Here is a 16,393-nt window from a genome sequence, read left to right on the forward strand (position 1 = left end):
TTATCCTACTGGCATGCCGTTTTTTACAGGCAGTGACGGTGTTAAAAGAGTAACATCTTTTTTATCTTCCCCATAAACTCCCATTACAAGACACTCACTGAAGAAATTGGCGATCTGCTTTCTGGGAAAATTCACTACGGCCATTACCTGCTTTCCGACCAGCTCTTCTTTTCCGTAGAGGGAGGTGATCTGTGCTGAGGATTTTTTAACGCCAAGATCCCCGAAATCTATTTCCAGCTGGTAAGAGGGGTTTCTTGCCTTCTCAAAATCATTTACGGAAATGATTGTTCCGCATCGGATGTCTACTTTTTCAAAATCTGCCCAGGATATTTCCGGCTTTATGGTCATGGTAATGAATTAATTAAATGTTCTACTTCTGCTTTCTGTGCTTCGTATTTTTTCTGAAGTTCAGACCCTTCACCCATTCTTCTGTAATATTCCAGCGCCTGGCCTCCGAAGAATTTCTTATAGTGATCTGATAATTCGGGGATCAATGGAAATACTCTATGAAACAACATTTCAGAATACGCCTGGAATTCCCGTTCGTTTTTATCTTCGATGACCTGTCCGGGAGCTTTCTGACGTACATGAAGCATTTCATGGGCAACCATATTCAGGACAAGATTAAGATCAAAATCAAATAAATTCTTTGGAATCATTACGGTTTGAGGTCCGCCTAATACCCCTTCTGCCGTTAAAAGCATAGAAGTGGGAGAGAGCTCCTCCCTGAATCCGAAACCGGCAAAATTTTCATGCTCCAGATCAAAAGAATGGATCAGAAATTTGGCGGCATCCAGGATCTGGTTGTGCTCCTTATAAGCCTCAAGATGTAAGTTGATCTGCTCGAAATTCATTCAGAATATGTTTTAAACAAATGTATTAAAATATTTATAGTATTGCTTTCTTAAAATAAATTTACAAAGGTTTTGTCTGTACTGTTAAATACAAAAGGAGCTGATAATTTGCAATATAAAATCAATCATATTGTGGTTTTTTAAGTATAAAATATTGAATTATAATAATTTGTCATTAAAATATTATACTGAATGTTGAAATTTATTAACTTTGCAAAAAACATACATCATGAAAAAATTTAATCTTTCCCTATTTCTTCCTGCAAGAAAATCTCAATTGAAATTATCCCTCAATCCTTCAAACTTTAAGAGTAGTAAAAAATCTATAGACACATCGAAATATATCGATATGTTATTTTTTGATCGGTTGCTGAAAATCGACAATTTTGCAAAAAATTATTCTCAATAGCTGGAATTAAATAGTTGCATTAATAAAGTAAGATTCTAAAAGCACATTAAATCAAAAGGAATTCAACTATAAAAGCTATAATTTTTTAGAGTAAAGTGTATTATTAATTACTTGCCGGAATTATTTAAGCTTTGCCAATCCCTCAAAAGCAAAGCTTTTAAAATTTGACCGAAGTGGCACATCAAATATAAAGTTACCATAATTAATGTACATTCTGCTAAGTATTAAAATGATGTATTGGATGTTATCTGATCTTATTTATTTAGGTATAAATGAAGATTAACGGACTACTAAATTTAATTATTACTTTAAATTTTAAATTATGAATATGAGAAAAGAAATACGCAAAACATTGATACTTCCCGTCTATTTCCTTATTAATACATATAGTGCACAAATTGGAATTGGGACAAGCAACCCGCAAGGGATTCTACACGTAGATGGGGCAAAGGATAATCCGGCTTCGGGAACATTAACGCCAACACAAATTTCCAATGATGTTATTATAAATAAAACAACAGGTTTTATTGGTGCAGGAGTTCTGAATCCTCAGGTTCAGCTGGATATCAGGTCAGCAGGAAGTGAAAACGCTCTTGGTTTAGGAACAACTACGATGTCGGCAGCAACAGCGGGTGCGGGAGCTACACGATTCGACGTTAATAGTGTACCGGTAGGAGCTAAAATAGAAGTTTCTGATGGTGTGGCGTGGAACAAAGCTTATATTGCCCCTCAAAAAGCGGTGGTGGTTCTTCGTAAAGTTTCAGGTCAGTCAATACCAACAGCTACAGCTACAACTATTACTAACTGGAGTGAAGTACGTGACATGAGTAATAGTTTCGATCCTGTTGCCGGTGAGTTTACAGCTCCCCGAAACGGGACCTATACTTTTTTATTAACATTCAATTTTAGCGGTGCGGTTATCAGTGACGGTTCCAGAGTTGAATCCCAATTCTATAATCCTACAACAAGCACTGTGCTTGCCAGCGTATACAAAACTTTCGGGCAGTCTATGACAGGTACAGCCGATGATGCAAATTCTACTCGTTCAACGCAGGCCGGAGGATCAAGTACCGTTACCCTTACTTTGACTGCAGGAACTAAAGTTAGTGTAAGATTATTTCAAAATCTTACCTCAGGATCTATTCCGCTTAGGGTGACCACCAATTCTTCTGATCCTGCCAATCCGGATGACGGATTTAATAATTTAACCATAATAGAACATTAAGATATAGATCATGAAAAAGCAAATCGGTATCAATTATAAACTATTCGCCTGTATTTTATTTTTTTCTGCAATTAAAACAACTGCACAAGTAGGATTTTTCACCTCAACTCCTTCGCAGCCTTTACATATAGATGCAGGGAAAGATAACGGCTCTGCTCCTGATGCAACAAAAATATCCAATGATGTGGTTATTTCACCGGCAGGACAGATAGGCGTCGGTCTTTTAAATCCAGTTACTAAAGTTGATCTGCGTTCTTCCAGCGACCAGAGAATTATTGGTTTAGGCACCAATACACAGAGTCCTTCTGCAGCAGGTGGAGGAGCAATACGTTACAACGCCGGTGGGTTTTTAGAATATTCTGATGGCGAACAATGGATAGCGTTACCCCTGGCTGCTCCAACCAAAGCATTGGTAAATGCCAGCAAATCTACTGCACAAAGCATTTCAAGTGCTACAACAACAGTTATTACAGGCTGGACGGAAACCGTTGACTTAGGTGCCGGGACTGCCGGTGATTTCGATCCTGCAACCGGAATTTTTAAAGCTCCACGCGATGGATTCTATCTGGTTTCTTTTAACATTACCCTGGCCAGTGGAAATATACCTAAAAACACATTTATAGAAGCCGCGATAGAAAGTAGTCAAAGCACGAATAACATCCCTGTATTTAAAACTGTAAATTCTTATCCTGCTTTTCAGGCTGGTGCAGTAAGTAATTTTATAGGAGGTAATTGTAATGCTATTTTCAATCTTAAAAAAGATGATACCATACAATTTACTGTAAGACATAATATAGGAAGTGCCCGCAACACTCTAAATGACGGAAAATTAAATAACTTAAGCATCAGTGAACTGTAAAAAATATATGATGATGGGACCAAAAAATAAAATAAAAAAATTAATAAGTGCCTTTATTGTTTTGCCAATTGCAGTAACGCAAATAAATGCTCAGATAGGAATAGGAGTACCCAATCCAAGTAATCCTGTCGAAATAAAAACAGATGCAGGTAATGTTATTATTAATAATTCCGGGAGAATAGGGGTAATGACAGCCAGCCCAAAAGTAGCCCTGGATTTACGGGGAGGTACCAATAATGGAACCATAGCCATTGGGAATACTACAAAAACGGCTTCTCAGGCTGGTGCAGGTGCACTACGATATGTGAACAGTCCTGCCATTGGTGTAAAGGGATATTTGGAATTTTCCGACGGTACAAACTGGGTAAGCTTTTTCCCTAAAGGAAAACCACGTATTATAGTAATGGCAAGTAAAACCACTCAGGATACCTATGTATTTGAAAGTGCAACCCCTTCGGAAATAGGCCCTAAATCTGGTATTGTCCAGAGAAGGTCTTCTTATTTAACTAACTGGACAGAAAAATTAGACTCTGATTCGGGGGTTCCAACTTCCAACTTCGATCCTGCTACCGGTGAATTTGTAGCACCACGCGACGGCGTATATTTTGCAACTTTTACCTTTGCATTACAATCCAGCCAGGTAAATACCGGTTCCAACAATCAGACAGAGGCAATTTGGGAGGTTAGAAATCCTGCTGGGACCATCACTCAAAGGGTAAAAACAAATAACGGATATTCTTCCGATACGGGAGCGAGCCCTAATGCCGTGCCTGTAGGCTCAGCATGTACCGTGAGCGTCTATTTAAATAAAGGCGACAAATTAAGACCTTTTACCTGGATTACCGTAGCATTTGATGGGACAACCAGTCAGTTTGATGTCTCAGGAGGTGGAGTTTACAATGCGCTTACCATTGTTGAGCAGTAAAATCATTAAAACAAAAATCCGGTAAATTGTAAAATTTACCGGATGAATATGAGCTATAAAATCTTTTTTAAGTAAAAACAGATCAGCACAGGTCATGTTTTAAGGCAAAAAGGACAAGCCCGGCTCTGTTCTTTATTTCCAGTTTTGTGAAAACTGAATCCCTGTAACCGTCGATGGTTTTAGGGCTGAGGAACATTTTATCCGCAATTTCTTTATAGGTAAGTTCACTGCATGCCCATTTAATGAACTCTTTTTCCCGGTCTTTCAATTCGGAAAGAAGGGATGCGTTCCTGATGTCTTCTGATTTTACCTTCAACAGTTTCTGGGCGACAAAATCTGTATAAAAACTGCCTTTATCAAATACAGTATCTATTGCCTGAAAGAGAATGGAAGGCTGCATATCTTTCAGCAAATACCCTTTGGCTCCCGCTTTCAGCATTTTAATCAGCACTTTTTCATCGTCTTCCATAGTCAGGGCAATGACTTTTATATCGGGATGATGTTCGGTTAGCCATTCTGTGGTTTCTATACCGTTTTTATAAGGCATATTGATGTCCATCAACACAACGGCCGGCAATTCTGAAGCATTCTCTATGGCAGCTATGAATTCTTCACCGTTGGGATGATTCATAATGACCCTGTACTGCGGGTTTTCCATGATCATATTCTCCAGTGCCTTAGACATCAGAGTGTGATCATCAACGATAGCTATAGGAATAGTTTTCATGGTATATGTTTATAATAAATTATTGAGGTTTGTGTTCCTTTATCAAGTTCCGACTGTATGGAAAATTCAGCATGGATTAGTTTTGCCCTCAGTTCCATATTCTTCAATCCCGAACCGTCCTGTATTTTAGAGGGATCAAAACCTTTCCCGTTATCCGAAATGTAAATTCGTAAAATTTCAGCGTCGTCTTCCAGCTTTATGGTTACGTTTTTGGCCCTGGAATGCCTTAAAATATTATTGATGCTTTCCTGAATAATCCGGAAAAGGATCAGTCCGTGTTTAGGTGAAATATCAATATCCTGTTTCTGGGTGATGAAGTCTATTTTTAATAATTTTAATTTCCGGATTCTTTTTACTTCTCTTTCTATGGATTCTGTCAGTCCGAAATGGATAATCTGTTCTGTGATCAGTGTTTTCGACAGATTTCTAATATCCTGGATGCATTCACCCAAAAGCTCACTTAATTCATTTAATTCTTCCTTCTCTGCATTTTTTAGTTTGGAAATCAGCTGATTTTGCCGCAAACGGACCACTGAGAGTTTCTGACCCACGTCATCATGCAACTCCTGACCAATATAATTCAACGTCTGTTCCTTTATTTCCACCTGTGAAGTGGCCAGCTCTTTCTCGAACCGCATGTCTTTTTCTTTTTGCGCTATCAGGAGGCTTGTTTTCTTTTTGATAAAGACCACATAGATGAAGATCATCATTAAAACGACAATAAGTAAGGTAATGGTAAAGGTAATAACCAAATTATTTTCTTCCATACTTCAAAAAATACTTATCTAAGTCTGCCCTTTTTTGTTCCAGATCAATCCTAGTATGAGGATCCCGTTACTGATCAGATTCAGCATAAATAAAATGAAAAAATAAATATGTTCTGAAACGGTAGTCCTGAAATACAGGATAGGAATACTCCCGATAAAAAGAATCAGCAATGAAACTGAGATCCAAAAAGGAAGGTAATTATTGAGTTCCAGTATTTTATCGGAATTAAAGGTCTGGTACAAAAATAAAATAATGGAAAACATTAACAAGAGGATGTTGATATACAGCATATTAAAAGAAAAATGATGAAGAAGGTCATCCTCTGTATAAAACATCACAGCAATATTGCCAACAAAAAGAATCAGTAAAAAAAGCTGTAATTTTTTGAGAACCGGCCAATACAACAGCTGAAAATAATACAGCAGGTACATACAGAATACAACCATTAAAAAGCCAATCACATAAAACATTTCGGTAGACCGATGAGTAGATTTAAAATAGAAATAGCAAAAAATATCAATCAGGGAGAACAAGATATATCCTGCAATAAAAAACAGATTTTCTTTCCCGATTTTCCTGTATCTGATAACCATTAAAGCGATCACCAAAAGGGATATCATCATAGATATTTGCTTCCCTATTTCTATGTTCCAGTTCATGACTTTTATTTTTAAGGCATATCGGCTGTAGACACTTTAGGAGGGGGAGCCAGGTTGGTCATATTCAGAACTTCCATGTCCGTCAGGTTTTTATTTTCATCCGTCGAAATAATTGCCCTGAATTTTACATTGGGACTGTCATTTTTTAGATCTTGAGCAGTTGGCACCAGAAATATGGTCTGATAGCCTGCATATTCAGGTTTTGCCATTTTATTTCTGGGGTGATTCATAGGGTATTTTCCCATATAAATCCGGATTCCGGGGTTTTTCAGATGTTGTTTTTTTTGCTGTTTCCTTTACATAATGAATATAACCCTCCAGATCTTCCACAGAAAACCAGTACCATCTTGAATCCGGTTCTCCGTTTCGGTATTTGGTAAGAACTGCATTATTGGTTCTGGAGTATTCATCATACAATATTCTGCCTTCACGATAGCTGATCAGTTTTTTTTATAACTGTCGCTTACAGGTTCCTTAGGAGGTTCGGAGCAACGGGTGCAACTTAACGCGCAAAAGCTTACAATAAGTACAACAAAAAGTGAACTTATGTTTTTGATTGAATAGAGAGTCTTCATTTTTATGGTTTTTAATTTTATAACAAAATTAGGTAACTGCTCAACTCTGCAAAAGGGGAAAACACTGTTTTTATATAATAAATTTACGATTTTTTGATTGATTTTCAGATATATGGATATTTATTGATTAATTTTTGTTAGCTATCTTCTATTAAGGCTAAGCTTCTTTGGTATTATCAACTATGTAGTTACTTTCTAGATAGATTTTATCGTAAACTAAATATTTAGTTGATCGTGAGGATTTGGTCGTAAATAATACGATGCCCCTTTAAACTTAGCTACTCTAGTGCATTACCTACATTCCCGTTTAATAATTAAAAAATAGTTAAAAACTTATTTTCAATACGTCAAGTTCTGTCGCTTCCGGCTCTGATATTTGCTTCAGAAACACACACAAATGAAAATAGACATTAAAAACCGAGGTGGACATCCATTAGCGGACACCACCTTAAAAAATAAGGCTAAAATGGCAAATCATAAGAAAATGATTGGCAACCTATTATTAATTCATACAAATTATCAAAATCACAAAAATGAACAACATTGAAAACGGTGCTGCCGAATTACCGGCAGAAAACACACCAACACAGACACTTTTCAGGTTTGTAAGCTTAAGAAGTCCGCAGCTCTCTGACGAAAATGACCAGGATAAAAGATTTATCCTTGCTCCACAACAATTAAAGGATGATGACACTTTTTACAGACCAGTAGTAGCTGCTTCAGGTTCAAAGTATAGAAAACTTCTTGAATGTGCGGCTGCTTTTGCCAATAACCCGAAATGTATTTCATCTGGGCCTAACAGTACATATGATCTTGAAAGTTTCAAGAGGAACTATTCTTTAGATCATCAATTTGCCGTCTGGCTGGCTAGAAACAAAGAAACGTGTACGTATGAAGAATTTACAGAAAAAAAGCTGAAATATATAACGGACAATTTAATATTTCTCCCGATCTGCTGGATCTTTGGAATAATTTAATCTATCAGGTAGCTGTACAAAAAGATTTTTATGTAAAGGAACTTATTATGCAGTTTCTTTTGGTAAGACATGTTTCCTCTGTTTCCAATGAAGAAGAATTTAAGCTTTTATTAAATGCTAAAGTTGTACTTCCTAAAGAATTGATGCTGGATGAAGCGGTTTCAGGATCGCAAACTCTTTCAAGGCTGGCAGAAGGTGAGTTTACAGAAACCCAACCTACTGAAGAAATGAGAAAGCAACAGCTGGTTTCCAAAGAAAAAATAAAGCTTGGACGATATGAAAGCCTTGTCAAAAATTTTTCTCTTCTGGAAAAACAATACAGGGAAGAATACCAAAAAGAATATGAAATCCGGTACGCAGAACATCAGTTGAGAATTGCACCTATTATTGAACAATATAACGATGATGTAGCGGCAAACAGGGAAAAATATTGTCCTGTAAGAGTCCCGGGAGAAGTTTATGACCCGAAAGATCCCTGTCAACAGATTCCGAAAGTTCCAGAACCTGTATTACCAAAATTTGAGGTAGGATTCCGTCCTGAAGTAGAAGCTGAATATCTTACAAGTGTATTAAAACCTGAAAATATGGATACTTTACTGGATATTTTAGGTTATGAGTTTCAAAATGAACCATCAGGTAATGAACGAATGGCAGAAGCAAGTGTTTCTGACCTTTATGAACTGCTGGAGGGAAGAAATACTTTTGCAGAAATCAACGCTCTGATCACAGAATCAACTGAGAAAACCAATAGGATCATTGCAGAAAATACTGAAACCAATATCGAAGGTTATACGAGTATCGGGGGAGTAATTGTTCCCATGGCAAAGGCCGCTGCTGTGCCTTTCACTTACCAGCTGTGTCCAAAAGATTTATACAGATATTATGGACTCAATATGTCTTTAAATGTTCCTGATGCCTCTTGGGATATTTCAGGAGTACATCATGAATTAACTAACGTTGCTTTCCCTCTCAAAACAGGAAATGATTTTACAAAATCCAGAAATGGAAATACCATTTTCTTAAATAATCTTTTAGGTCAAGGCATAGAATTCTCACAATTTGAAGGCTCGTCTTTTTATATTGAAATATATTTCACTAATGGTCAGGTAGCTAAATTTAAAACACCGAACATTACTGTTAAATCCTGTATTTCTTCCAGTTTTGAACTTGAAGTAGAAAACACCGAAACTCCTGTTATTATTGATGAGGAACAGAATTTTATTCCTTCAGGCTTCGGATTCAAACAAATCGGAATTGCTGATTATTTGAAAGTTGAGCAGAGTACTCATGCTTATGTGGAAGGAGAAGTGGCTCACATTGAGAATATCATGGCAAGAGAATATCGTGAAAAATCTACCCGGAAGTTAAGAAGAAGCGAAAATACAACAACTTCATCTTCTGATACGGAAATAGAACAACTTTCAGATACCACAACAGCCAACCGTTTTGAAATGCAGTCTGAAGTTTCCAAATTGTTGCAGGAAGCTAATGATTTTGCAGGGTCGGCCAATGCAAGTTATGGAGGAAAAATGTTCTCCATAAGCGTAGGAGCGAACTATGCGAATCATCGTTCAAAAGATGAAAGTACCAGACAGGCGGTTACCCAGGCTCAGGATATTACGGCTAGAGCAATGGACAGAATTGTCACCAAGGTTCATGAAGAAAGAATCGAAAAGATTATTGATGAATTCGAGGAAAACAATTCTCATGGATTTGACAACAGAAAAGGAGATAAAAATGTAGTAGGGGTTTACCGATGGGTGGATAAGCTCATGAAGAACCAGATTTATAACTATGGCAAGCGTATGATGTTTGAGTTCATGGTTCCGGAGCCTGCTAAACTGCATTTATTAGGAATGGTTTCTCAGAAAAATCCAGATCAGGTTAATTTAATTAAACCGGAAGATCCAAGAAGATCCTTGGTAATGCCGATGAAGAATTATGGAGATCTTAGTACCGATGCTGTTTTAAAATACTGGGTGTCAAAATATAATGTTGAAGTGCCTGAAAGGCCGGTAGAAACTTACAGTATAGGAAAATCATTAAGCGGTCAGTTTACAGGTGAGCAAAGTGCTATTCAGCATGCAGCCTTCAAAGACGAGATTCAAATCCCGGACAACTATGTGGCAGTAGGTTGCAGAGTGGGGTACAGTGCATCTGGCGACGGTAGTGAATCGGCCATGTGTATTTTAGTTGGAGATATTGATTTCTATCTTCATGGATATTATTCTCAGCTTGAAGTTCGTAAAAGAGAAACTTTTGCTAAGCCTTATTCTAAAACAGTTCCTATATCAGCTACTTTCTATGAGATTTTCTCCGGGTCAGCGAATTGTGTAGTAGATCTTCAATTGACACAGGAAGCTAGAGATGCTTGGTACCAGAAAGTATTTAAAGCTATTATAGATGGTTATGAAGATGCATTGGTGGAATATAATAATAAGCTTTCTGATGAAAAGAACAAAGCCGTAGAGATTAAAGGATCCAACCCAATGTTCTACCGCCAGATTGAAAATACAATTTTACGTAAAAACTGTATTTCTTATATGGCAGACAGAACCGCGGGGTCTACACATGGATATGGTCTGGATGGACTGACCAGTGGATCGTCTTTCAGTAATTATGAGACAGTTTTAAGCAGCAATCTTGATAAATATACAGCTTTTGTGAAATTTATGGAACAGGCTTTTGAATGGGAAAACCTTTCTTATAACCTGTATCCTTATTATTGGGGCAGTAAGCAGAACTGGATGAATCTTTACCAGTCTGAAGATATCGATCCTTTATTCAGGGCCTTTATGCAAAGTGGTATGGCAAGAGTAGTGGTAACTGTACGTCCTGGATTTGAAGAAGCTGTACAGTTCTATATGGCAACCGGAAAGATCTGGAATGGCGGCGAAGTCCCTGTCATTGGTGATGACCTTTATTTGTCAATTGTTGATGAAATGAAAGAGCCTAAAGGTTTGAAACAAGGAAAAGCATGGATCACAAGACTTCCTACTGCTCTCAATATCCTCCAGGCGGAAAGCATCGGCTTAAAAGTAAAACATGCCCTGCCATTCAGTACAGAGGATCCGGAAGAATTCGAAGTGCCGTCTGATGTGATTACAGAAGAGAAATTCAACTTTGAATCGAATACTAATCTTCTAGGTATTCAGGAACCTGCAACATCTTCTACGAGAGTGATTTCCGGGGATTGGCAGCAGATCAATTAATCATAATTAACCAAAAACAACAATATGTCTAATATAGGAAAAATTATTAGGGTAAATGAATTACCTCCGCAGGGAGAGAGAGAGACAAATGTCATTTATCAAGTAGCTGCACCCGGTGCAGCTACTTATACAGACTATGCCATCGATGAAAATGGGGATATGAAAACTCCGGCATTAGGTGCCGGGACACAGGATATTAGTGATGATCTGGTCAAAATGTCTGATCCTGATCTGGTGTCCGAAGGATTTTTAACTCAGGCACAGTTCAATCAAAATGTAAATGAACAGCTGGAACAAAAACTTAATACTCCGCTGAGTGACGGAAACGTACAGGACTTTACAAAAATTGTAGGGCTGGATGCTAATGGGAATACAGCAAAACTGCCTGCAGGTGATTTAGGAAAAAACGTTGCCAATTCCTCTCTGATTACGGTGCCCGGTGCAGGATTGACACTGGGGGCCAACTGGGAACTGAATACTTCAGGACTTTATTATTCAATAACAGGATTGAGTGATGGTTCCAATGATTCAACAGTCAATATGGTACTTGCACAAAACTCTGTTGGTAGAATTTTCAAAACTAATGCTAAAGAAATGTTCAAAAAACTACCAGCAGTTTTAACACAAGCAGAAAAAGAGCAATTCGGAATCGCCTGGAATAATCAATATAGTAACGGAGCTTTGAATGTTTATTCTATTGCGCCTAATATTTTTAAAAACGATAACGCTGTAAAGTATCTCGTATTACAAGGGTTAAATTTGAATGTCAATCCTGCATTTACTTCGGTCAGATTTATTCTTGTGGGAAATACTATTGGTATCGGCGAGATCGATTGCTTAGGCTTTCAAACTTCAGCAGATGGTAAGTCTATGATCGTGACTATTGAAGGTGACGCTTTACAAGGGGGATCACAGTATAATATCATAATAAGAACTACTTCACCAACGATTCAGACCCATAGATCAGTATCATTCGTCAATGTTGTAGGGAATATAAATAATATTGATATCAGTGCAATTACGTGGGAAACAAAAGCCTATACTGCCGGTCAAGAAAATGTCATTTTCAGTACTAATGGAGGGCTAGTGTCATACAGTTCAAATACAAATAACAAGACATATGCCTATGAACCGAACGTAATCGTTGGAGCAGCCAAAAGTAGTGTGTTATTTGGGGCAGGGTCGAATTTCTATTTAGAAATGAACATAACTCTTTCTACCACTGGTGATGGAGCCGGAGATTTATTTGATTTTTATGCTTATCTGGGTCTACTTCAGAGTACAATTCCCAATACGTTGGCTGATAGTTCATTTATTAGAACTGTGATGACATCTTTCCGCAGTGGGGGTTATCATTCTTCTATTCTATGGAATAATATCATTACAAACCCAAATAAAATAGAGCTGTCAGGAGCTATATTGAACGGAAGTGTAATCATTACCAGAATGGGAAACATATGCACTCAAACAATTACAGTCGGTGGTGTGTCAATTATCCAATCCGTATCCACAACGACAGAAGCGGTGGCCTTATCTCTCGCCATTTCCAACGGGACAATTTCAAAAAATATTAATACATCCATAGTCCAAGCATTTACATTTTAAATACAATTTATATGAACGAACAATTAAACATATCAACGCAAGTACAAACCTTAATCAACGATATCGAAAATGTTGAATTAAATCTTGCAGAATTACCATTATCTGAACATCCAAAGCTTCCACAATTTAATAGGAGTATTCGTGTTCTGGATATTGATGCCAAATCTAAACAGCAGTTTATTAGTTTTAACTATGAACAGGTGCTGAAAGATAAAGAAACCGGCGAAGAAATCAATATTTCTCTTCCTGCACCGGAGTGGGTAGTCTACAAGGACACCTGGAGCTATCTACGCGATCATAACAATAATCCTGTTGAGCAGCCCTTAGCTGAACCTAAAGATGATATGATCGTCGACAAGGTAAAAGTTCCCAGTTATCAGTATATGCTTTGGCTGCTAAAGAATAATAAGGTTGATTTCACAGAGCTTCTGGCTTCTTATCTGGATGAATTTGTGAAAACCCACAAAGAAGAGCTGGATAAACTTTCCTAAGAAGTATTATTAATGGCAGAGCGTAATGCTCTGCCTTTTTAAACACTAAAAAAACATACAATGAGTTTAGAAATATTAAATAATCCTTTACTAGGAAATTCAGTGAATTCCTACTTAAAGAACGATCCTGCAAAAATTTCCAGCTCTTCATTTCCGGTCCTTGCATCTCCCCCTGAACTTAAACAGCTTACACAATTTAAAAGTGATCTTTAATGAACATGTACGGAATTGATATAAGAAGTTAGAGGGAGTCCTAAATACCAAAACCAGCGTGAAATCCACGCTGGTTTTTTTCTCTCAAATTGCAAATTTTATCCACAGTAAATCAACGGATTGCAAAATAATTTCACTTTTTTTCAAATCTCTACGCAAGATTTCCCAAAAACCGGATTTTATAGATGAGTACTCAATACAATTAATGTTTAATGTTAAAAAAATAATGAAATGAAGAATTTAATAGTACTTAAAGTGATTACCGCCGTTTTGGTTATCTCAATCCTCTTTTCCCTGTTCTCATGTATGAATGAGGACAGGATAGAGGTGCCACCGGTAAAGCTTGAAGATGTTAACGGCAATTATAAAGGAAGGCTGATTACGGTACAGGGAGAGCTCAAAGCAGAGAAGATTGTTGACTTTAAAATAAAAAAAGATACATTGACCTTTCCGGAATTTCCCTTGAAAGAAATTGTAACGGCAGTAGTAAAAGACCCTGTAAAAGTACAGAATGCCTTAGCAGCAATGGGAAAAGTGAAATATAACCTCAACTATAGTTCTGTACTAAATGCTGATAAAAACTGGGTAGAGCTCACTTTTGCACCCAAAGATCTTGAACTTCAGATCCCAGTAGACGGAGTCAGTAAAAAAACAGTTGTGACATTGGTAGCGAAACAGAAAGGATATTTTGCAGGATTGGACCACACATTGAGATTTGCCATTGCGGCGGAAAAGATTATGGTAAACGGAACGGCTCTCAGCCCTTTTGAGCCTATTTACTATAATTTTCCATACTGCATAAAAACGAATTAATATTCATAAAATATAGACAATAGATTGTGGTTTGCCGGATGCAGTCTATTTTTGCTTTAAAATTTTAATCGGTATCCAAACCGGATCTTAATCATACATGGAAGAAAACAAGGAGCAGATTTTGATAAGACGCCTTCTCACGAAGGAAGAAGCTGCCTGGAAAGAACTTTTCGGAAACTATTCCGGAAACCTTGCCGGAGTCTGTTCCCGTTATCTTTCAGGTAAGGATGATGTTCATGATGTTCTTCAGAACAGCTTTATCAAGATGTTCCGCTCTATAGAAACATTTGAATACAGGGGCAATGGTTCATTGAAGGCATGGATGATCCGGATTACCGTAAACGAAGCTTTAAAGCATATAAGACAGCATTCCGGCATTACAACAACGGATGATCTTGCAGAATATCCCGATATTCCCAATGATGAAGAACCCGATCTTGAGGAAATTCCTCAGGCAGCTATTATGAAGATGATCCGGTCGCTTCCGGATGGGTACAGAACTGTTTTTAACCTGTTTGTATTTGAGAAAAAAAGCCACAAAGAAATTGCCGGACTGTTAGGAATAGCAGAAAACTCTTCCGCTTCCCAGTTTCATAGGGCAAAAGGACTGCTGGTCCAGAAAATTAAAGAATTTAAAATGTCAAAAAAAGCACAATATGAATAATCAGTGGCTGAATGACCTGCACAGGAAAATGGAAGACCACGAAGAGGATATTCCGGATGGGCTGTGGGATGATATTAAAGATGAACTTTTTTCAGGAGAAGACGATAAAGGAATTGCCGGAGGTTTGCTGTTGGAAAATGATGACAAAAAAGAAGACAAAACGATTCCTGCCGGTAAAACAAAGCCTTTGCTGTACCGTGTTGGCGGAATTGCAGCAGCTATTGCCATGTTGTTCTTTACAGGAAAATTCCTGCTGGAAATGAATGCAGATAAAAAAGGCCCCCAAATATCAAAAAAGGTTGAAAACACAGATCATTTTAAGCAAACCGATATAAAATCGACAGAGAATATAAAAGCAAATACAAGCGATCCAATCAATATTGTTCCCGGTGAGAAATATAGCAGCCAGGGACAGCAGCCAGCAGGGAAAACGAGCATTCATAACATTTTAGATCATGTATTGGGCAAAAAAATAACAGATAGTCCTACAACAATTCCGGGACACGGAGAAAAAGAAAATGGAGCAGCCGTTTTAGCTAAAAAAGAAACTCCCGCTTCCGGCTTTCCTTCAATCAATGAAAATCCGGTACTGAAGAATGAGCAAGCTCCAGGGGAAAAATTTAATAACGAGGAACTTACGGAAAAGTTTGCCGCTAATGATAAGCCTAAAGTTTCTGTCCGAAAATCAAGGAAATGGATGCTGAGCATGCTTACAGGAAATGTTTCGTCAAATTCTTCCGAGCAGAAATTCCCGGGTTACACTTCCATCAGCGGGACTCCTATGGCTTTTGGCGATATGTGGATATCAGGGACAGACCCGGATCCGCTTACAGAAGTCCTTCTGGCTAATCAAAGTAAAGAAGTGGAAGCCAGAATAAGACATAAAGTTCCGGTTACATTTGGAGTGTCTGCATATTATAACCTTGGGAAAAGATGGGGAATAGGAACAGGGGTGAATTATACAAAACTTACGTCTGAACTTCACTCGGGAAGCAATTCAAACTACATAAAAGGAAATCAGAGCGTCCATTATATAGGAATTCCGGTACAGGTCAATTATAATGTGATTCAGAAAGGACGTTTTACAGGATACATTACCGGAGGTGTGCTTGCCGAAAAAGCAGTGTCAGGAAAACTTAAAACCCAATATATAGTAGATAATGAGGTACAGGATACCCAGGAAGAACGGCTCGATATAAAACCCGTACAGGTTTCCGTGAATTCAGCGGTAGGATTACAGGTGAAGATTATCGATAAGATCGGGATATATGCAGAGCCCGGGATTGGGTACCATTTCAAGAATGACAGTCAGCTTAATACCATTTACAAAGAAAAACCTTTAAACTTCAATATGAAATTCGGGATCAGGCTTTTATTAGACTGATGCCTCAAAATACATCAAACCTTAAATATTTAC

At 37.7% G+C, this 16,393-nt stretch carries 17 protein-coding genes; 10 read left to right on the forward strand and 7 right to left on the reverse strand.

The annotated features are described in order from the left end of the window. Both N4G44_RS02655 and N4G44_RS02660 read right to left on the reverse strand, forming a co-directional pair. The gene (locus N4G44_RS02655; RefSeq protein ID WP_474924506.1) at positions 1-348 is read right to left on the reverse strand and encodes a tRNA-binding protein; all 348 of its coding nucleotides are present in this window, start codon (positions 346-348) and stop codon (positions 1-3) included. Continuing rightward, positions 345-854 (reverse strand): hypothetical protein, encoded by a 510-nt coding sequence (locus N4G44_RS02660; RefSeq protein ID WP_474924507.1) that lies wholly within the window; start codon positions 852-854, stop codon positions 345-347. Before N4G44_RS02660 ends, N4G44_RS02655 begins: the two co-directional genes overlap by 4 nt. Before the next feature lie 737 nt (positions 855-1,591). Between N4G44_RS02660 and N4G44_RS02665 the strand changes: the two genes are divergently transcribed. The 3 genes from N4G44_RS02665 to N4G44_RS02675 are packed head-to-tail and all read left to right on the forward strand — an operon-like array spanning position 1,592 to position 4,272. Beyond that, entirely contained in the window at positions 1,592-2,488 is an 897-nt protein-coding gene (locus tag N4G44_RS02665) for a hypothetical protein (RefSeq protein ID WP_474924508.1), read from the forward strand. Positions 2,489-2,498: 10 nt separating this feature from the next. Then, the gene (locus N4G44_RS02670; protein WP_474924509.1) at positions 2,499-3,347 is read left to right on the forward strand and encodes a complement C1q domain-containing protein; all 849 of its coding nucleotides are present in this window, start codon (positions 2,499-2,501) and stop codon (positions 3,345-3,347) included. A gap of 7 nt (positions 3,348-3,354) precedes the next feature. After that, the gene (locus N4G44_RS02675; RefSeq protein WP_474924510.1) at positions 3,355-4,272 is read left to right on the forward strand and encodes a hypothetical protein; all 918 of its coding nucleotides are present in this window, start codon (positions 3,355-3,357) and stop codon (positions 4,270-4,272) included. 82 nt (positions 4,273-4,354) lie between these two features. Here N4G44_RS02675 and N4G44_RS02680 read toward each other — a convergent pair whose 3' ends face one another. The 5 genes from N4G44_RS02680 to N4G44_RS02700 are packed head-to-tail and all read right to left on the reverse strand — an operon-like array spanning position 4,355 to position 6,843. Continuing rightward, positions 4,355-4,999, reverse strand: a complete 645-nt coding sequence (locus N4G44_RS02680) for a response regulator transcription factor (protein ID WP_474924511.1) — start codon at positions 4,997-4,999, stop codon at positions 4,355-4,357. Beyond that, positions 4,996-5,766, reverse strand: a complete 771-nt coding sequence (locus N4G44_RS02685) for a sensor histidine kinase (RefSeq protein WP_474924512.1) — start codon at positions 5,764-5,766, stop codon at positions 4,996-4,998. Before N4G44_RS02685 ends, N4G44_RS02680 begins: the two co-directional genes overlap by 4 nt. An 18-nt stretch (positions 5,767-5,784) precedes the next feature. Beyond that, entirely contained in the window at positions 5,785-6,426 is a 642-nt protein-coding gene (locus N4G44_RS02690) for a hypothetical protein (protein ID WP_474924513.1), read from the reverse strand. An 11-nt stretch (positions 6,427-6,437) separates the two neighbouring features. Continuing rightward, positions 6,438-6,635, reverse strand: a complete 198-nt coding sequence (locus N4G44_RS02695) for a hypothetical protein (RefSeq protein WP_474924514.1) — start codon at positions 6,633-6,635, stop codon at positions 6,438-6,440. Between the two features lies 1 nt (position 6,636). Continuing rightward, a complete protein-coding gene (locus tag N4G44_RS02700) occupies positions 6,637-6,843 on the reverse strand; it encodes a hypothetical protein (protein ID WP_474924515.1) in 207 nt (68 codons plus the stop codon). A 691-nt stretch (positions 6,844-7,534) separates the two neighbouring features. Here N4G44_RS02700 and N4G44_RS02705 point away from each other — a divergent pair. From N4G44_RS02705 to N4G44_RS02735, 7 genes are all read left to right on the forward strand, one after another. Then, on the forward strand, positions 7,535-7,978 hold the full coding sequence (locus N4G44_RS02705) for a hypothetical protein (protein ID WP_474924516.1): 444 nt from the start codon (positions 7,535-7,537) through the stop codon (positions 7,976-7,978). 47 nt (positions 7,979-8,025) lie between these two features. After that, on the forward strand, positions 8,026-11,190 hold the full coding sequence (locus N4G44_RS02710) for a hypothetical protein (RefSeq protein WP_474924517.1): 3,165 nt from the start codon (positions 8,026-8,028) through the stop codon (positions 11,188-11,190). A gap of 24 nt (positions 11,191-11,214) precedes the next feature. Further along, a complete protein-coding gene (locus N4G44_RS02715; RefSeq protein ID WP_474924518.1) occupies positions 11,215-12,795 on the forward strand; it encodes a hypothetical protein in 1,581 nt (526 codons plus the stop codon). Between the two features lie 11 nt (positions 12,796-12,806). After that, complete coding sequence (locus N4G44_RS02720) at positions 12,807-13,286, forward strand: hypothetical protein (RefSeq protein WP_474924519.1); 480 nt, start codon at positions 12,807-12,809, stop codon at positions 13,284-13,286. A gap of 444 nt (positions 13,287-13,730) precedes the next feature. Continuing rightward, positions 13,731-14,312: a DUF4840 domain-containing protein gene (locus tag N4G44_RS02725; protein ID WP_474924520.1), complete on the forward strand. Its 582-nt coding sequence runs from the start codon at positions 13,731-13,733 to the stop codon at positions 14,310-14,312. A 97-nt stretch (positions 14,313-14,409) separates the two neighbouring features. Next, on the forward strand, positions 14,410-14,976 hold the full coding sequence (locus N4G44_RS02730) for an RNA polymerase sigma factor (RefSeq protein WP_474924521.1): 567 nt from the start codon (positions 14,410-14,412) through the stop codon (positions 14,974-14,976). Further along, positions 14,969-16,360 carry an outer membrane beta-barrel protein gene (locus tag N4G44_RS02735; protein ID WP_474924522.1) on the forward strand — a complete coding sequence of 464 codons (1,392 nt, stop codon included), beginning with the start codon at positions 14,969-14,971 and terminating at the stop codon, positions 16,358-16,360. Before N4G44_RS02730 ends, N4G44_RS02735 begins: the two co-directional genes overlap by 8 nt. Positions 16,361-16,393: the final 33 nt, after the last annotated feature.

This window comes from Chryseobacterium sp. GTID13 (assembly GCF_056172655.1).